General features: G+C 67.9%; 17 protein-coding genes and 2 pseudogenes. 11 read left to right on the plus strand and 8 right to left on the minus strand.

Annotated features, from left to right (window positions below; genetic code table 11):
• Window positions 1-4: 4 nt before the first annotated feature.
• The 4 genes from ACFWV8_RS17110 to ACFWV8_RS17125 form a co-directional block, all read right to left on the minus strand.
• Window positions 5-1,048, minus strand: coding sequence for an extracellular solute-binding protein (locus tag ACFWV8_RS17110; protein WP_384202163.1), 1,044 nt, complete (start codon window positions 1,046-1,048; stop codon window positions 5-7).
• 290 nt (window positions 1,049-1,338) lie between these two features.
• Window positions 1,339-1,665, minus strand: a complete 327-nt coding sequence (locus ACFWV8_RS17115; RefSeq protein ID WP_384202165.1) for a DUF1048 domain-containing protein — start codon at window positions 1,663-1,665, stop codon at window positions 1,339-1,341.
• A gap of 1 nt (window position 1,666) precedes the next feature.
• Window positions 1,667-2,023: a DUF1048 domain-containing protein gene (locus ACFWV8_RS17120; RefSeq protein WP_384202168.1), complete on the minus strand. Its 357-nt coding sequence runs from the start codon at window positions 2,021-2,023 to the stop codon at window positions 1,667-1,669.
• Window positions 2,020-2,346 (minus strand): PadR family transcriptional regulator, encoded by a 327-nt coding sequence (locus ACFWV8_RS17125; RefSeq protein ID WP_384202170.1) that lies wholly within the window; start codon window positions 2,344-2,346, stop codon window positions 2,020-2,022. The genes ACFWV8_RS17120 and ACFWV8_RS17125 overlap by 4 nt, the downstream gene beginning before the upstream one ends.
• Window positions 2,347-2,491: 145 nt before the next feature.
• Between ACFWV8_RS17125 and ACFWV8_RS17130 the strand changes: the two are divergent.
• A pseudogene (locus ACFWV8_RS17130) lies at window positions 2,492-3,624 on the plus strand (IS630 family transposase).
• Between the two features lie 117 nt (window positions 3,625-3,741).
• Here ACFWV8_RS17130 and ACFWV8_RS17135 read toward each other — a convergent pair.
• Entirely contained in the window at window positions 3,742-4,527 is a 786-nt protein-coding gene (locus ACFWV8_RS17135; RefSeq protein ID WP_384202173.1) for an IclR family transcriptional regulator, read from the minus strand.
• A gap of 270 nt (window positions 4,528-4,797) precedes the next feature.
• Here ACFWV8_RS17135 and ACFWV8_RS17140 point away from each other — a divergent pair, with 270 nt between their 5' ends.
• The 9 genes and pseudogenes from ACFWV8_RS17140 to ACFWV8_RS17180 all read left to right on the plus strand — a co-directional run bounded on the left by ACFWV8_RS17140 (window position 4,798) and on the right by ACFWV8_RS17180 (window position 12,472).
• Window positions 4,798-5,580, plus strand: coding sequence for an HpcH/HpaI aldolase/citrate lyase family protein (locus ACFWV8_RS17140; RefSeq protein WP_384202176.1), 783 nt, complete (start codon window positions 4,798-4,800; stop codon window positions 5,578-5,580).
• 10 nt (window positions 5,581-5,590) lie between these two features.
• Window positions 5,591-6,529, plus strand: a complete 939-nt coding sequence (locus tag ACFWV8_RS17145; protein WP_384202179.1) for a hypothetical protein — start codon at window positions 5,591-5,593, stop codon at window positions 6,527-6,529.
• Window positions 6,526-7,023, plus strand: coding sequence for a carboxymuconolactone decarboxylase family protein (locus ACFWV8_RS17150; RefSeq protein WP_384202181.1), 498 nt, complete (start codon window positions 6,526-6,528; stop codon window positions 7,021-7,023). The genes ACFWV8_RS17145 and ACFWV8_RS17150 overlap by 4 nt, the downstream gene beginning before the upstream one ends.
• Window positions 7,024-7,229: 206 nt before the next feature.
• Entirely contained in the window at window positions 7,230-8,258 is a 1,029-nt protein-coding gene (locus ACFWV8_RS17155; RefSeq protein ID WP_384202338.1) for a tyrosine-type recombinase/integrase, read from the plus strand.
• Window positions 8,255-8,581, plus strand: coding sequence for a helix-turn-helix domain-containing protein (locus tag ACFWV8_RS17160; protein ID WP_384202184.1), 327 nt, complete (start codon window positions 8,255-8,257; stop codon window positions 8,579-8,581). Before ACFWV8_RS17155 ends, ACFWV8_RS17160 begins: the two co-directional genes overlap by 4 nt.
• A gap of 71 nt (window positions 8,582-8,652) precedes the next feature.
• Window positions 8,653-10,689: an XRE family transcriptional regulator gene (locus tag ACFWV8_RS17165; RefSeq protein WP_384202186.1), complete on the plus strand. Its 2,037-nt coding sequence runs from the start codon at window positions 8,653-8,655 to the stop codon at window positions 10,687-10,689.
• Window positions 10,686-10,904: a hypothetical protein gene (locus ACFWV8_RS17170; protein ID WP_384202189.1), complete on the plus strand. Its 219-nt coding sequence runs from the start codon at window positions 10,686-10,688 to the stop codon at window positions 10,902-10,904. The genes ACFWV8_RS17165 and ACFWV8_RS17170 overlap by 4 nt, the downstream gene beginning before the upstream one ends.
• 105 nt (window positions 10,905-11,009) lie before the next feature.
• Window positions 11,010-11,805 (plus strand): annotated as a pseudogene (locus tag ACFWV8_RS17175) (IS5 family transposase).
• Between the two features lie 91 nt (window positions 11,806-11,896).
• The gene (locus ACFWV8_RS17180; protein ID WP_384202192.1) at window positions 11,897-12,472 is read left to right on the plus strand and encodes a hypothetical protein; all 576 of its coding nucleotides are present in this window, start codon (window positions 11,897-11,899) and stop codon (window positions 12,470-12,472) included.
• A gap of 177 nt (window positions 12,473-12,649) precedes the next feature.
• On the opposite strand, the gene ACFWV8_RS17185 is transcribed toward ACFWV8_RS17180, so the two are convergent.
• Together ACFWV8_RS17185 and ACFWV8_RS17190 are read right to left on the minus strand one after the other, a co-directional pair.
• On the minus strand, window positions 12,650-13,363 hold the full coding sequence (locus ACFWV8_RS17185; protein ID WP_384202195.1) for a cation transporter: 714 nt from the start codon (window positions 13,361-13,363) through the stop codon (window positions 12,650-12,652).
• The gene (locus ACFWV8_RS17190; RefSeq protein WP_384202198.1) at window positions 13,363-13,698 is read right to left on the minus strand and encodes an ArsR/SmtB family transcription factor; all 336 of its coding nucleotides are present in this window, start codon (window positions 13,696-13,698) and stop codon (window positions 13,363-13,365) included. Before ACFWV8_RS17190 ends, ACFWV8_RS17185 begins: the two co-directional genes overlap by 1 nt.
• Before the next feature lie 226 nt (window positions 13,699-13,924).
• Between ACFWV8_RS17190 and ACFWV8_RS17195 the strand changes: the two genes are divergently transcribed.
• The gene (locus tag ACFWV8_RS17195) at window positions 13,925-15,409 is read left to right on the plus strand and encodes a flavin-containing monooxygenase (RefSeq protein ID WP_384202201.1); all 1,485 of its coding nucleotides are present in this window, start codon (window positions 13,925-13,927) and stop codon (window positions 15,407-15,409) included.
• 22 nt (window positions 15,410-15,431) lie between these two features.
• On the opposite strand, the gene ACFWV8_RS17200 is transcribed toward ACFWV8_RS17195, so the two are convergent.
• Window positions 15,432-16,256 carry a DUF427 domain-containing protein gene (locus tag ACFWV8_RS17200; RefSeq protein ID WP_384202204.1) on the minus strand — a complete coding sequence of 275 codons (825 nt, stop codon included), beginning with the start codon at window positions 16,254-16,256 and terminating at the stop codon, window positions 15,432-15,434.
• Window positions 16,257-16,423: the final 167 nt, after the last annotated feature.

The raw sequence follows: 16,423 nt of genomic DNA on the forward strand, positions 1-16,423 counted from the left end.
GGGGTCAGCCGACCTTCCATTCGGTCCAGCGCTCAAGCACCTCGTCCGTGTGCTCGATCCACCACTCCTTGCTCTGCTCGGTCAGCCGGCCCCGGTCGGGCAGGAAGGCGTTGAAGGACTTCTGGCGGTCGGAGTAGTCGACGGAGTTGATGTCGATGTCGACGCGGGCCGGGGCGGTGCCGGTGAGCTTGGCGTACTCCTTGGCCTGCTCCGGTTCGACGGCGAACGCGATGGCGTCCTGCGCCAGCTTGCTCCGGGGGGAGCCCTTGGGGATGACGAGCGCACCGATGTCGGTGGTGTTGAAGTCCCAGACCGCCTTCAGGTTGGCCCCGCTGTCGGCGGCGGCTATGGCGCGGGCGGTGACGGTGATGACCATGCTCGCCTGCTTGTCGACGAGCATCTGCTGGACCGCCCCGTAGCTCGGGGCGAAGATCAGCCGGCTCTTGATGGTGTCCAGCTTGCGGAACGCGCGGTCCACGTCGAGCGGGTAGAGCTCATCGGGCTTGACGCCATCGCTGACCAGCGCGGCTTCCAGCAGTCCGTTCTTCGGGTAGTCGAAGACGATGCGCTTGCCGGGGAACCCCTTGGTATCGAAGAAGTCCTTGATCGTGCTTGGCTTCTTGCCCGGGAAGAGGTCCTCGTTGTAGCTGAAGACATTGGCGAACCGGTAGGTGGGGACGAAGCAGTCGCCGGTGGTGCCCTTGGGGAAGAGGTCCCGGTCGAGATCGGGATGGTCGAGCTTCTCGTACAACGTGCCGCAGTAGGCGCCCGCGTAGATCCAGCTCATGTTGGCCAGGTCCCAGATGGTCCGCCCCGACTTCACCATGGCGCGGACCTGCGCGGGATCGGCGGGGCTGACGTTCTGGAAAGCGGTGTCGGTTGCCGCGGTGAACGGTTTTTGGAGGGCTGTCTTCTCGTCCTCCTGGAACTGCCCTCCGGTGCTGGCCCAGGTCAGCGTCCGGCCGTCGTCGGATCCACTGCCGGAGCCGCAGGCCGTGAGTGTCAGGGTTCCCGCCGTGACCAGCGCGAGGAAATAGCGTGTCCTCATGATCTAGTGCCGCATCCGGCAACCTTTGCCCTGGAGTTCGCGGGGCGTGCTGGCGTCAGTCGTGTCGTCTTGGGGAACGGTGTCGAGCGGCCCGTCGCCGGAGACCTGCTCGCCGGGGGCGTTGCTGGTGTTGGCGGGGCTGAGCCAGGTTTCACCGGCGGGCTCGACCACCTCGGTGGACAGGATCTGCGGCGGCTTCTGGTGGCCGGTCGGCCCGCGCTTGTTCCCGCTGCTCCGAGGTGAACGAACTGCGTCTGTGGGCTATGCCCACAGGCATGAGGCGACGGGTGCTACTGCTCGGCCGTGCCGGGTTCCCCTCTGATGGACTCCTGGTAGACGTCCGCGAAGGTCTGTGAGTCCTTGACCAGGTCGTCGCAGAACGCGGCGACGTCGTTGCCGATGAGTTGCAGAACTCCCTTGTCCGAGGCGGCGCCCTCTTCGAAGAAGTCGACGATCCCGGGGAGCAGGGGCCCGTCCAGCATGTCGATCGGTCCGACCTTGAACAGGTACTTCTGCATCTCCTTGTAGACGATCTGGTAGTCCGGCGGGAGCGCCTTGACCCGAGCGATGTGCGCCCGCCACTGCTTCTTGCCTTCGATGATGTCCTGGATGCCCACGTCAGCCTCCCAGCCGGCTCAGTTTCCTTGCGACGTTCCTGTTCAACTGTTCGCGCCACCGGTCGCGATAGGTCCGAGCCCCTTCGCCACCGGCCAGCGCCGTGCAAAAGCCTCGGATGTCGTCGCCGAACACCTCGTGGACGCTCTGCCCGTCCGCCGCTGCCACTTCGAGCAGCCCCAGGGCCGAGTCGAGGATCGGCATCAGATTGCGGCCGGTGAAGTCCCCATAAGGGAAGAGGTGGGCGATGATCTGTCCCCACGCCGCTCGGTAGTCGTCCGGCAGGGCCTCGGCCCGGGCTGCGAACGACTTCCATTCCCTGGTGAGATCACTGCCTGTGATGGTCGCCCAGAAGTTCATCTCCCGCCCTCCTTGAGCTTGTTGATGCGTGATGACACGTACTGCCATTTCGCCCAGAACTTCGCGAGTTCCTCACGTCCGGCGTCGTTGAGCGCGTAGAACTTGCGCGGCGGACCGACCCCGGACGGTCGCTTTGTCACCTGGACGAGTCCGTTCCGCTCCAAGCGCAGCAAGATCGTGTACACCGTCCCCTCGGTGACGTCGGCGAAGCCGAACTCGTTGAGCTGACGGGTGATGGCGTACCCGTAGGTTTCCTCACTGTCGATGATTTCGAGCACGCACCCTTCGAGCGTGCCCTTCAGCATCTCCGTCAGGTCGTCCATCGCGAGTCCTCCTCAGCTCTATCGGTACTCGGTACTACCGACTACCGCTATACGGTATCACCGAGTAGTGGAGGGTGGCGGTGACCGGCGAACTGCGAAGTCCGGGTGGCTGTGCCGGGCGGCGCATGATCGTCATCCTGTCCGGGTGGCGGAACGAGTACGTGTACGCGAGATCGATGATGACGAGGGTCGGCGGCTGCTGCGGATCATCCGCAGGGGCACCAGGTCGGTAGTGACCTGGCGGCGGGCCCAGATGGTGCTGCTGTCCGCGCAGGGTATGCCGGTGGCGGACATCGCCGAGGTGTCGTTCACCAGCGACGACCGGGTACGGGATGTGATCCACAACTTCAACGCCGACGGCTTTGCCTCCCTGTATCCGAAGTACTCCGGCGGTCGGCCGAAGACCTTCACGCAGCCCGAGCGGCGTGAGATCAAGAAGATCGCCAAGTCCAAGCCGACCGAACATGACCTGCCGTTCTCGACCTGGAGCCTGACCAAACTGGCGGACTTCCTGGTTGCCGAGGGGGTGGTCGACGACATCAGCCACGAGGGCCTGCGCATCCTGCTCCGCGAGGAAGGCGTCTCCTTTCAACGCCTGAAGACCTGGAAGACCTCCCGCGACCCCGACTACGCGGCCAAGAAGGCACGGGTCGAGCACCTCTACGCGATCGCCGACGGCGAGGTCATACCCGAGGACGGCGAGCCCGAAGTCATCTTCTGCATGGACGAGTTCGGACCCCTCAACCTGATGCCCCACCCCGGGAAGCAGTGGGCCGAACGCAGCGGCAAGCACAAAGACCCCGACCGTGAACCACGCCGCAGACGGCGGGCGACCTGCAACCGCTACGACGGAGTACGCCACCTCTTCGCCGCCTACGACCTGGCCAAGGACAAGATCTACGGCCACATCAAGCCGATCAAGAAGCGCACTCAGTTCCTGGAGTTCTGCCGCTACCTGCGCAGCCTCTACCCGCCATCAGTGCGGATCGCGATCGTCTGCGACAACTTCTCCCCGCACCTCACCACGAAGAAGTGCCAGCGCGTCGGCAACTGGGCCGCCGCGACAACGCCGAGATCGCCTACACCCCGACCAACAGCTCCTGGATGAACCGTATCGAGGCCCAGTTCACCGCCCTGCGCTACTTCACCCTCGACGGCACCGACCACGCCACCCACAAGGAGCAGAGCAGCATGATCCGCCGCTACATCATCTGGCGAAACCGCCACGCCGACGACCGGCGCTTACGCGCCGTCGTCGACAGGGCAAACGTTGCCTGACGCGGCTCTAGCCTTTCTCGTGTGGGACAACCGTTGTGTCCCACACCCGTTGGAGCAGACCGTGGTCACGGGGATCCCGCGCGGTCCGCCGGCCGGGGCCGGAGGACCGCGCCGGTACTAGCCGGTCGCCACGTCGTGTGCGAGCGGGTTTCTCATCTCTCGTTGGATCGTCGCGGCGCCGGTCAGCAGGGCCTTCGCGACAGGACTGTCGTTGCGCTCCGGAACGAACTGCGAGATCCCGACCACCGCGAGCGTCGCCACCACCAGTCCGTTGGCGTCCCGCACCGGGGTCGCCACAGCCCGTACTCCCTCGTCGACGCTGGCGCGGACTGCGATACCGGTACGGCGCACCTCCGCGAGCTCGTCCTCGGTGGCGTCCGCCAGTTGGGCGCCGGGCCGGAAGCGGTGGAAGGACTCGTCGCGGAAGGCCCGGAAGACCACGGACTGGGCCGTGGTACGGCGCAGCACACTGCCCACCCGGATCGACACGTGGGCGGTACGGCCGGAGTCCTCGCAGACCTGGGCCACGACGGGGGCATGGCCGTTCCAGATCCCCAGGACTACTGTGTGCCGCACATGGACGCTGATCTCTTCCATGATCGGGCGGGCGAGGTCGATCACCCCCAGCCGGGAGAGGGCAGTGGTCCCCAGCTCGGCCAGCAGGGCGCCGAACTCGTACGAGGTGCGATCGCGGCGCTGGAGCAGTCCGTGGTTCTCCATGGACGCCAGATAGCGATGGGCGGTTGACTTCCCGACCCCCAGTTCCTGCGCGGCGGTGGCGAGGTCGATGGTCTCGCTCCCGCTGAGCAGTCTGAGGACCTGAACGGCGCGCGCGATCACCTGGATGTCCCCGGTGGAGGACTCGATCCCGGTGGTGGAGGACTCCCGCTGCGCAGAGGCCATCAAGGTCTCCTTCGAAGTTGTTCCGCATTGTGGTTTCGATGTTCGACTATGCGGTACAGCGGACTTTAAAGCGCCCCTGTCCCTCGCTGTCAATGCGTCTGCCAGTTTTCGAGAATGTTTCTTTGGCGCATATCAACCCCTTGACAGTGGAGCGCGACGGATCCTAGCTTCACTGCATTCTGCATACCAGGATGCGCATCCCGTATCGCGCAACGCACTGTCGTCGCGACGGGTAGGCAGCCGCCCCTCACTCACGAAGGAGCGCGGTCCATGCGCATGCTCGAAAGACTCGGCGAATCGGCCGGCCCGCCACTGATCGGCACCTGGATCAAGATCCCCGCCCTGGAGACCGTCGAACTGCTGGCCCACGCGGGCTACGACTTCGTCGTGGTGGACATGGAGCACAGCCCGATGACACTGGAGGCCGCCTACCGGACGACGACCGTCGCCCACGGCCTCGGCACGCGGGTGCTCGTACGCGTCCCCGACCGCGGCGGCAGTCATATACAACGGGTCCTCGACATGGGGGTCGACGGCATCCTCGTCCCCCATGTGAGCAGCGCCGAACAGGCCGCCGAAGCGGTCGGTTCCATGCTCTTCCCACCCCGTGGGACACGGGGACTCGGCACCACCTCCCGTGCCGGGACCTGGGGACTGGACACCACCGCCGACTACCTGCGGCGCGGGGACGAGGAGACCCTGCGCATCCCGCAGTTGGAGGACCTGTCCGCACTGGAGAACGCCGAGGCCATTCTCGACACCCCCGGGCTGAACGCGGTCTTCCTCGGCACCGGCGACCTCACGCTCTCCAGCGGACTGCCCCCCGGCGATCCGCTCCTGGCGCGCCTCACCGGCGAACTCCTGCGATCGGCCGCCGCCCGCGGTGTTCCCTGCGGGACCGCAGTGCGGGACGCCCCGGCCGCCGCCCGCGCCGCCGAACAGGGCTTCTCCTACGTGATGGTCAGCAACGACGCCCACATCTTCGGCGACGCCGCCGTCCAGCTCTGCCGGCAGGTCCGCAGCCAGACACACCGCCCGGAAACCCGGTCCTGAGAGGACACTCATGGTCTACCACCCCGGCGACGCCCGGTCGGCGCTGCGAACCGCCCCGACCGCAAGCCCGAGCACCGGAACCGACAGCCCCCGACAGGCCGCCGAGGCCGACTACGTACGGTTCTACGAAGTGCCGCCGACCACCCGGGACGACAACGCCCGCACCTGGTACGCCCGCAGCCAGCATCTGGTGACCGGCTACACCCAGGTCACCGGCGAGACCGTCGTCGAACACCCCGGCGGCCCCGACGAGCACGCCCTGCTCCTGCCCGAGGACACGGTCGGCGCCACGATCGAGTCGGGCGGCGAGAGCACGGAGGTCTCCGGGCACACCCTCACCTTCATGCCCCCGGGCCCCGCCACCCTCACCCTGCGCGGCACCGGCCGGGCCGTCACGATCGCCACCACCCGGTCCGAGGCACTGGCCGCCAGAGCCGCCAACGCCGACTCGTACGAGCAGCCGCATCCCCACGTGGCACCGCTGATCCCCTGGCCGGAGCCCGTTGGCGGGTACCGCGTCCGCACCTACCGGCTGGACGTCCCCGGTCTGGAGAACCCGCCGTTCCGTATCTTCCGCTGCTCCTCCTTCATGGTGAACGCCCCCCGGCCGCGCTCCGGCCCCCGTGACACCACCAAGATGTCGCCCCACTCCCACGACGACTTCGAGCAGTGCTCGCTGATCATCGACGGTGAGTTCGTCCACCATCTGCGCTGGCCGTGGACCACCGACCTGGGGCAGTGGCGGGAGGACGACCACGAGCACTGCGGCGCGCCGTCCCTCACGGTGATACCCCCGCCCGTCGTGCACACCAGCCAGGCCGTGGGCAAGGAGACCAACCACCTCATCGACCTCTTCGCCCCGCCCCGCAGGGACTTCTCCCTGATGCCGGGCTGGGTGCTCAACGCGGACGAGTACCCGATGCCGGACGACCCGGAGCCGGCCCGATGAGCCGGCTCGACGTGGCGCTGCCGGGACCGCCCACCGCCGAACAGCGCAGCCTGCACGACGAGATCGCACTCGGACGGCGTGCCGAGCGCCCGCCGGCGTTCCCGCTCCTCGACGACCGCGGGCTGCTGAACGGGCCCACCCGGGCATGGCTTCTCCAGCCCCGGCTCGGGGCGGGGCTGGAGAAGCTCGGAGCGGCGATCAGCTACGACATGACCCTGCCGGCCCGCTGCCGGGAGGCCGTCATCCTGACCGTGGCACAGCACCACGCGAGCCCCTTCGAGCTGTACGCCCACCGGCTGGCCGCCGTCCGGGCGGGACTGAACGAGGCGGAGACCGGGACGCTCTGCGCGGGACAAGTGCCCGAGACCACCGACACCCGCGAACGGACCGCTGTCGAGGTGGCCAGGAAACTGCTGGAGACCGGCGGCCTGGACGACGCCGACTACGCGAAGCAGGATGAATTGCATCTGATGCAACACTCCTCGCGACGCTGACACGGCCGTTTATGCAGGCTGCTGGCGCGGTGCCGCGTCAGCGACCAGAGGGTCTCTGGTCGCTGACCTGCACCCTAGCAGGCAGACTCAACAATGATGCATCTGATACAACAGCGGTTGTGGTTACTCAGGCTCCTGGTTCGGCGCGTCTTGTGCTGGCCCGCAACGTCATACACATCGACCCGGCTCCGGCCGTCTTCACCGCGATGAGTGAGGGCTGGGCCCGGCAGCAGTCGGCCCGGTTCCTGAAGTCGTCGACGATCGATCCGCGGCTGCGCATGATCGAGCGGCTGGAGGAGTTCACCGGCCTGTATCCCTGGCAGTGGTCACCCGCGGAGGGTGAGGCCTTCATCGCTCACCTGCGAAGCGGGAAGAATCCGATCCAACTGTCGACGGCCCGTACGTACGAGGTGACGATCGAGCTGTTCCAGGAGTACCTGCTCGACACCCGCTACGGCTGGATCGACATCTGCCTGGAGAGGTTCGGCGAAGCCCCGCAGCAGGTCTTCCACGAGGGCAACTCGGTTCTGCACACGGTCGAGTACGAAGGCGATCCGCGACGGCGTCCACTGGACTACGACGAGGTCCAAGCCCTCTTCGACGCCGCCGACGCCCGGCCGGCCAAGGTTCGGGGCCAGGGTCGCAAGGGCGCCCTGACCGCCTTGCGGGACGCCGCCGCCCTCAAGACCATCTACGCGTACGGCACCCGTCGGACCGAGTCGTCCAAGGTCGATCTGGTCGACCTGCGGCGCAGTCGCAAAGCTCCGCAGTTCCGCCGCTACGGCACCATGATGGTCCGCTTCGGCAAAGCCTCGAAGGGGGCACCGCCCAAGCGCCGCACGGTGCTGATGGTCCCGGAGATGGACTGGGCGGTCGACGTCCTGGACGAGTGGGTGACCGAGATCCGCCCGCACTTCTCGCCCGGACGTCACCCCGCGCTCTGGGTGACCGAACGGGTCGGGCGGCTGTCGCCGCGGTCGATCAACGAGGCGTTCGTGACGGCCCGCGAGGACGCCGGTCTCGACGAGGACCTCGACCTGCACTGCCTTCGGCACAGCTACATCACACATCTGACCGAGTTCGGCTATCCCGCCCGCTTCGTCCAGGAACAGGTTGGTCACTCCCACGCATCAACCACGGCCATTTACATGGGGGTCTCGGACGAGTACCGCAACACGCTGCTGGCAGCATCCATGAAGAACCGACTGGGCGACGACTGGGACGTGAACTCGTGATCAAGAAGATGGGCTACCAGTGGCAGCTTCGGCAGCTGATGGCCGAGCGTCAGATGTTCCAGACCTCCGACCTGGTCCCCTTGCTGGCGGAACGCGGTGTCACCCTGTCGCGCGAGCAGGTCTACCGGCTGGTGACCCAGCCGCCGCAGCGCATGAGCATGGACACCCTCGTTGCGCTCTGCGACATCCTGCAGTGCACCCCTAACGACCTGATCAAGCCCGAAGTCGTCAACGTCCAGCTCCGCAAGACCGCCGACGGGGACACCGGCCCGCTGCCGGACAAGCCCCGCCGCACCGTGATCCGCCGCCCAGGGCAATCGTGAAACCAGCCGCAATACGCCGGCAGCGCGAGCTCGCTCAGGCCCGCGCTCGCATGATCGCCTACCTTCAGCGGGTGGCAGGCCCTGCGCTGACAGTCGAGGACGCCCAGGCGGCGTTGGAGAAAGCGAAGGCATGGAATCCCGCTCCGGCACGGGCCCTGGACGACTACTTCACCGAGCACCCGAACGCCCTCACCGAGCCCTCGCCACACTGTCCTGTCCATGTGGTCCGGCTCCTCCAGCACCTCGAAGCCACCGGGCACGGCGACGCCGTCACCCAGCTGGCCTGCGCACGCTGCCACCGCACCGGCCTTCGCCTGCCCCGGATCACCGAGGAAGGCCGCTGCTGCGACTGGTGCGTCGCGCGGACGGAGCTTCGGCCCTGCGCACGCTGCGGCCAGAACGGCCTCATCGTCGCCAAGCGCGAGGACGGGCCCGTCTGCCGCCGCTGTTACCGCACAGACCCGTTGTTCCTGAAGGACTGCGCCGACTGCGGCCGCAAGCGCCCGCCCGCCCTCCGCCGCGAAGACGGCACGTTCCTTTGCCTGCGCTGCTACCCGAAGCCGAAACACGAGTGCATCCACTGCGGGGAACTGCGGCCGGCGAACGCCATCACCGACGACGGCCCGGTCTGCGCTCCCTGCCGCCTCTCCCCGCCCACGCTCTGTGACGCCTGCCAGCAGATCAAGCCGATCAGGATCTCCCGCAAGTCCGATGGCGAGCCCGTGATCTGCGGAGACTGCTACCGCGGGCCGAAGCGGACCTGCGTACAGTGCGGCCAGGTCCGGCACGGATTCACCCGCCGCGAGGGCGAGTTCTACTGCACCTCCTGCCGCGAGCGACCGTGGCTGCCTTGCGCCGACTGCGGCGAGACCAGGCCGGTCAAGGTCCGCTGGCCCGTTGGCCCGCTCTGCGCCACGTGCTACACGCGCCGAAGGCGCCAACCTGCCCCGTGCGCTCAGTGTGGAGTCCTCCGCGCGCTCGTCGGACGAACCGAAGACGGACAGAACATCTGCGGTCCGTGCTCCGGCACCGGGATCGACTACACCTGCCCTCGCTGCGGTAACCCCGGCGCCATCTACGCCGACGGCGCCTGCGCACACTGCGTTGCCAAGGACCGGGTCCGCCAGCTCCTCAGCAACGAGGACGGCACTGTCCACCCCCAGCTCCAGCCCCTCGCAGAACAACTCAGCACCGCCAACCACCCCTGGTCTGTCCTCGGCTGGATACGCCGCAGCGACGCAGCCCGCATGCTGGCCGGCCTCGCCGCACGCCAACAAGAGATCACCCACGAACTCCTCGACGAACTGCCGCAGGACTCGCGAACCCTCTACATCCGAGAACTGCTCGTCGCAGCAGGCGCCCTACCCACACGGGCAGAGCACTTCGCTCGCACCCAGCTCTGGCTCAAAGCCAGACTCGCCGACCTTCCCCCTCATCACGCCCGCATCGTCCGCCCGTTCGCCGAATGGGGCGTCCTTCGCTCCGCCCGGCGCCGCGCTGACAAGGGCCGCTACACCCTCGCTTCTGCATCAAGCGACCGGCGAAACATCCGCGCCGCAATCACGTTCATGACCTGGCTCGACGACAACTCGATCACGCTCGCCAACCTCAGCCAGGAAGACCTCGACCTCTGGCTGACCACCAACCCCACCCGGCGCCGAAACCTCAAGCCGTTCATCCGCTGGGCCGTCGCTCGCCGCCTCACCAGCAAGGTCACCATCTCGACGAAGAAGTACGGCCTGCCCTCCCGTTTCCTCGACACCGACGAACTCAACCAACAACTCCGCCGTTGTCTCAACGACGACACCCTCCCCTTGGAAGCCCGCATCATCGGTGCCCTGACCTGCCTCTACGCCCTCCCCACCACCCGGATCGTCGACCTCACGACCGACCGCTTCCACCGGGACGGCGACGACGCCTACCTGAGATCAGCAAGCACCCCGTCCTCCTCCCACCCCGGCTCGCGGTCCTCATCGAACGACAGATCACGAGCCCCGCCTGCCGCACCTCCGTGCTCCAGCAGTCGCACACCGGGACACCAGGCTTCCTCTTCCCGGGACGGCCCCCAAGCCGCCCCCGCAGCCCTCAGACCGTCAACCACTACATGAAGCTGCACAGCCTGCCGGGCATCGGCGCCCGCAACACGGCCCTGATGGAAGCGATCACCGACCTCCCTCCGATCGTGGTCAGCGACCTCTTCGGCATCCACCCCAACACCGCCTACGCCTGGGCTCAGTACGCCCAAAACAGCTGGGCGGAATACCTCGAAGCCGCGCAGGCCTTGGAGGCGGCCGTCCAGGACGTCGACGGCCCGCAGGCGTGAGCCTGCGGGCATGTCCGGCGCGGAAGTCCTAGGGCGCGTATCGAGTCGTGATCAATCTTCGAGATTCGCCCCCAGTCCGAGGCCTGACCCGATAGATCCTCTTGCGTGACTCAAATGCAACTGGCAGACGCAGAATGGGAGTTCATCGAGCCGTACCTGCCGATCGGTGAGTACGGCCCGTACCCCGAGCGGCTGCGACAGCAGTTCGAGGGCGTGATCTGGCGGTTCAAGACGGGTGGGCAGTGGCGATCACTGTCCTTGAGGAAGCAGCTGCCGAGGAAGAGAAGGTCAGGTCAAAGGGGGCAGCCTCAAGGAGCGAAACGGGCAGGCTGCCGAAGCGGATCCCGAGCGGGAGGTACGACGACGCGTCCTGCGTCGCCGAAAGCTCCGATTGAAAGCTGCCCTCCTGGGACGCTCGCGGGGCGGGCTGACGAGCAAGGTTCACCTCGCCGCCGACCGCAGGTGCCGCCCGCTGTCGTTCGTCCTGACCGCGGGACAGGCCGCGGACAGCCCGCAGTTCATCCCCGTGCTGGAGAAGGTGCGTGTCCGGGGGCCCGTCGGCCGTCCTCGCACCCGACCCGACGCGGTCGCAGGTGACAAGGCCTACGCGTCCCGAGGCAATCGCGCCTACCTGCGGAAACGCCAGATCAAGGCTGTCATCCCGGAGAAGAAGGACCAGGCTGCCAACCGGAAGAGGAAGGGCCACAAGGGCGGTCGGCCAGTCAGCCACGACGCTGACCTGTACAAAGAGCGCAACACCGTTGAGCGCCTGATCAACAAGCTGAAGGCCTGGCGAGGTTTCGCCACTCGCTACGACAAGACACCCGCGAGCTACCTCGCCGGCCTCCACCTTCGCGCCTCGATCATCTGGATCAAGGACCTCACGCGGACCGCTCCTTGATCCAGCGAGGTGTCACGAAGACTGTGTTGGCCGCACGTGGCCGGCTGATACCCGGTCGAAGGTGGGCTGGTCATCATGTTGGATGAGCCACATGAACGAGCATGCTGCAGTGCGACTTCGTCAGGCCATCCGCCGTATCGAAGAGGCCACTCGTGACCGTACCGCCACGGGGTGCCGACCGGAGGACGCTGATGACCTCACCGGAACGTTCGCCACAGACGGGGCACTCGGTTTTGACCCGATCCCCTTCCTGCGCGCCCTGCACGAGGCCGGCTCGCACGCGATGGTCATCGGCCAGGTCGCCGGCATCATGCACGGATCCGCCGAGCTGACCGGGGACCTCGACCTGCTGTGGGACGGCACACCTGCGCAGGCCCGAGCCTTGCGAGATGCCCTCGCCGCGGCTGGCTGCACCGATCTACCCGACCTCGACCGAGCCCAGGTGGGATATCAGGTGACCGGTGCCGCCGGGGATCTGTGCACGCCTGCCTTGCCCTGGGGCGACTTTGATGTCACCGACTGCCTGACCCGAGCACAAGGCACCGACGACTCCTCCGGATTCACGATCCGCTACGCGTCGCTTGACGACCTGATCCGAATGCGGCGGGCCATCGGACGGCCGAAGGATCATCGCCGCGCCGACGAACTCGACCGCCTGCACGCCTGAACACACCATGCCGACGGCGAACGATCGATGGTGCCCCGCCCGGGTGAGGCACTGTTCAGCGTGGCGGTCCCGGCATCCTTCGCTAGAGCCACCAGACCACGGTTTCCCGAGCAACTGCTGAAACAAGTCCTGACTCGAAGCCGAATCCCGCAGAGTGATCACGACTCGATACGCGCCCTAGCTGCAGCAGTCGCAGCCCGGGCGGCACCCGCAACCGTCGCTCTCGGCACTCACAGGGTCGGCGGCCGGGACGCCCGGCACCGCGCAGCAGCCCTTGCCCTGCCAGGCGTCGTGCCCTTCCTTCACCGCGATCGCCGCGATGACGAGGGCGGCGATCGGGTCGGCCCAGGACCAGCCGAAGATGCTGTTGGCGAGAAGGCCGACGAGCAGGACCGCGGACAAGTACGTGCACAGCAAGGTCTGCTTGGAGTCCGCGACTGCGGAGGCGGAGCCGAGTTCGCGGCCCGCGCGGCGCTGGGCGGCGGACAGGAACGGCATCACGGCCAGGGAGAGCGCGGCGAGCACCATCCCGACCATGGAGTGCTTGGCCTCGCCGCTGCCGGCCAGGGCCCGGACGGACTCGACGGCTACATACGCGGCGAGGGCGAAGAAGGAGACGGCGATGATCCGCAGCGTTGTCTTCTCGCGGGCCTCGCGGACCGCGTGGTCACGGGCGGAGAACTGCCAGGCGACCGCGGCGGCGGAGGACACCTCGATGATCGAGTCGAGCCCGAAGCCGATCAGGGCAGTGGACGAGGCGATCGTTCCGGCGGTCAGCGCGACGGCTGCCTCGATCACGTTATAGGTGATCGTCGCGGCCACCAGCAGCCGTATTCGCCGGGCCAGAGTGTCGCGACGGGCCGACGACGGGCCGAGGGATATCGCGGTCATCAGCAGCACCCCTTCTCGTCGGCGTCCGGGCAAGTGCGGTCGGTCTCGACGGCCACCACGGCGGCACGAAGGTCGTCCAGCGCATGCCCGAGGCGTTCATCGGTGAGTTCATAGCGAGTACGGCGGCCGTCGGGGACGGCGACGGCCAGGCCGCAGTCCCGCAGACACGCGAGGTGATTCGACAAGCGGGTTCGGGAGATCCCGAGCTCCTCGGCGAGGTCGGAGGGATAGGCAGGGGCCTTGCGCAGGGCGAGCAGAATGCGGCAGCGGATCGGGTCGGCAAGCGCACGGCCGAACCTAGCCAGCACCTCGACCTCGGGGGCGACGGTCAGCATGGAACGACAGTACAGGAATCTCTGAATTCAGAGAAGAATGAACCCTCCGCCTGGTTCGCCTTGGAATAGCGCAGGGATGGAACACCGCCTCTTCCCCAGTCGCGGCGGACCGCGTCCTCGGTTCGCCGGGCCTGTTCGAAGTCACCACGCTGGTGGGCTTCTACACCCTGATCGCCCTCCAACTGAGCGTGTACGCCATCCGCCCGCCGGCAGAGGAGCGGACCTGATGGGTGCCGAACAGTCCGCGTCCGAGCCCGAGTCCACCGGTGTCGTCATCATCGGCGGCGGCTTCGGCGGCATCGCCGCCGCCGTCAGACTGATACGCGCCGGCGTCGAGGATTTCGTGATCCTCGAACAGTCCGAGGGCCCCGGAGGCACCTGGTGGGACAACCGCTATCCAGGCTGCGAGGTCGACATCCCCTCCCACGCCTACTCCTTCTCCTTCACCGACCACGACTGGCCCCGCACCCACGCCACCCAGCCGGAGCTCCAGCGATACGCCGAGACGGTCCTCGACCGCTTCGGGCTCCGCGCGCGGCTCCGGCTGGGGACCCGCGTGGAGTCGGTGACCTGGGACGAGGAGAGCGGCCGGCACCGGGTGCGGACCGCACGGGGCGCCGGGTACCGGTGCCAGTTCGTCATCAGCGCCGTAGGACTGCTCAACGTGCCCCGCTACCCGGACTGGCCCGGTCTCGACGGCTTCACCGGAGACTCCTTCCACACCGCGCGATGGGACGAGAAAGTCCAACTGGCGGGCAGGCGCGTCGCGGTGGTGGGCACCGGATCGACGGCCGTCCAGATCGTGCCGGCGGTGGCGGACAGCGCGGCACGGCTCTACGTCTTCCAGCGCGAACCCGGCTGGGTGGAGCCCAAGGGTGAACGCGCCTTCACGGAAGCGGAACGCGCCCGGTTCCGGCGCAGCCCGCTGTACCGGCGCCTCTACCGGCTGCGGCTGTTCCACGAATCGACGCGGCGCTTCCGCGCGTACGACGCCGGCGGCCGGGCCCAGAAGCGGATGCGGGAACTGTGCCTGCGGTATCTGGAGACGTCCGTCCAGGACCCCGCCACCCGCGCCGCGCTCACCCCGGACTACCCGTGGGGGTGCAAACGGCCGATCTACGCCTCGACCTACTACCCGGCGTTCAACCGGGACCATGTGACGCTGGTGCCGCACCCGGTACGTGAGATCACCGCCACCGGCGTGGTGGACAGCCGGGGCGAGGAAGACGAAGTGGACGTCCTCATACTGAGCACCGGGTTCCAGCCCACCCGTTTCCTCTCGTCCTTCACCGTCACGGGCGCGGACGGCAGGGAGATCCAGGAGGCGTGGGGGGACCGCCCCCGGGCGTTCCTCGGGGTGACCGTGCCCGGCTTCCCCAACTTCTTCATCCTGTACGGCCCCAACACCAACGGCGGCTTCTCCATCATCGCCCAGCTCGAACGCCAGGCAGACGTGGCCGCCCGTGCCATCCGTAAGGTCCGCCGCCGCGGATGGAAGGCGGTGGACACCCGGGAGCGCGCGCTGGAGCGCTATGTGCGGTGGCTGGACCGACAGTTCGACCGCCACGCGTCGGCGATGGAGGCAGGATGCAACAACTACTACCACGCACCCTCAGGGGCCAATGTCACCCAGTGGCCCCGCACCCATCTCGCCTACTTCCTGCGCTGCCGGGCACTGCCCCGTCTCGGGCTGACGTTCCGCCGGCGCTGAGCCCCGGCCGGCAACTCCTCGATCAGGTGGCCGACTTCGTATCCGTTCGGGTACGCGCCGCTTCGAAGGCCGCCCGGTCGGCCGGGGCGGCCCGAGGCAGCAGTGTCCCGTCGACGTGCGTGTCGACCCGCTCGTTGTAGAAGCAGACGAGCCCGGCGATGGGCGCCAGTTGGCGGGTCGGGAAGTCGTAGGACCAGGCCAGGTCCTTGTGGGTGGCCGTGCCGGTGTCGGCCGACCAGTAGGCGCTCGTCCGGCCCTTGTACGGGCAGGCGGTGACCGTGTCGGAGGGCACCAGGCGCGTGAGGTCGGCGTGCGTACGGTCGAGGTAGTAGCGGGTCGGCAGGCCGGTCTCGAACACCATCACCGACGAGGGCGCGTCGGCCAGCACCACACCGTCCCGCTCAACGCGCACCGGCCGGCTCGAACGGAGCGCGTCCACCCGGGTGTAGGGGTTCCTCGGGTGGACGAAGACCTCCTCGTCCTCCTCGAACCACGCGTCGAGCGCGTCCCACTCGAATCTGACCGTGCCCGCGAGCTCTCCGGGCGCGTCGTCGGCCCACACCCACGCGGCGGCGGGCCGCGAGACACCGTCGGCCACCAGCGCGTGCCGCCGGGCCGTGCCCGGTGTGAGCCGTTGGACGTGGTCCTCGTCGAGGAGGGCGCCCTCGGCCACGTCTTCGAGCGGAATGCTGTACTGCGGGTAGCCCGGCCATTCCCATACGTACCGCGCCCGTACGGTATCGAGCACCGCACGCCCTCCCACGAAGGCGCGGATGCGCCGGGGGACCGGCTCGACATGGCCGACCGGGGCGATCGGCCGGGGATGACCCGGCGCGGTGTCCGTCATGGGTACTCCTGGCTCAGAGGCGGTGGTTGAAGACCTCGTCAGCGTCGCAGACCCGCGGCACGACCCGGGGCAGGCGGTGAGTCCCGGAGAGTCGGGACGCGCGAGGGCGACCGCGCGTTCTGTCTCCGCCCAGGCGGCCCGACGGGGAGGCGGCCCGACGAGGACCG

It is taken from the genome of Streptomyces sp. NPDC058665 (assembly GCF_042714995.1).
GTDB lineage: Bacteria > Actinomycetota > Actinomycetes > Streptomycetales > Streptomycetaceae > Streptomyces.

Coding starts and splice junctions, on each gene's coding strand:
- ACFWV8_RS17110 (WP_384202163.1), bottom strand. CDS start 1,048: ATGAGGACACGCTATTTCCTCGCGCTGGTCACGGCGGGAACCCTGACA.
- ACFWV8_RS17120 (WP_384202168.1), bottom strand. CDS start 2,023: ATGAACTTCTGGGCGACCATCACAGGCAGTGATCTCACCAGGGAATGG.
- ACFWV8_RS17125 (WP_384202170.1), bottom strand. CDS start 2,346: ATGGACGACCTGACGGAGATGCTGAAGGGCACGCTCGAAGGGTGCGTG.
- ACFWV8_RS17135 (WP_384202173.1), bottom strand. CDS start 4,527: ATGGCCTCTGCGCAGCGGGAGTCCTCCACCACCGGGATCGAGTCCTCC.
- ACFWV8_RS17140 (WP_384202176.1), top strand. CDS start 4,798: ATGCGCATGCTCGAAAGACTCGGCGAATCGGCCGGCCCGCCACTGATC.
- ACFWV8_RS17145 (WP_384202179.1), top strand. CDS start 5,591: ATGGTCTACCACCCCGGCGACGCCCGGTCGGCGCTGCGAACCGCCCCG.
- ACFWV8_RS17150 (WP_384202181.1), top strand. CDS start 6,526: ATGAGCCGGCTCGACGTGGCGCTGCCGGGACCGCCCACCGCCGAACAG.
- ACFWV8_RS17155 (WP_384202338.1), top strand. CDS start 7,230: ATGAGTGAGGGCTGGGCCCGGCAGCAGTCGGCCCGGTTCCTGAAGTCG.
- ACFWV8_RS17170 (WP_384202189.1), top strand. CDS start 10,686: ATGAAGCTGCACAGCCTGCCGGGCATCGGCGCCCGCAACACGGCCCTG.
- ACFWV8_RS17180 (WP_384202192.1), top strand. CDS start 11,897: ATGAACGAGCATGCTGCAGTGCGACTTCGTCAGGCCATCCGCCGTATC.
- ACFWV8_RS17185 (WP_384202195.1), bottom strand. CDS start 13,363: ATGACCGCGATATCCCTCGGCCCGTCGTCGGCCCGTCGCGACACTCTG.
- ACFWV8_RS17190 (WP_384202198.1), bottom strand. CDS start 13,698: ATGCTGACCGTCGCCCCCGAGGTCGAGGTGCTGGCTAGGTTCGGCCGT.
- ACFWV8_RS17195 (WP_384202201.1), top strand. CDS start 13,925: ATGGGTGCCGAACAGTCCGCGTCCGAGCCCGAGTCCACCGGTGTCGTC.
- ACFWV8_RS17200 (WP_384202204.1), bottom strand. CDS start 16,256: ATGACGGACACCGCGCCGGGTCATCCCCGGCCGATCGCCCCGGTCGGC.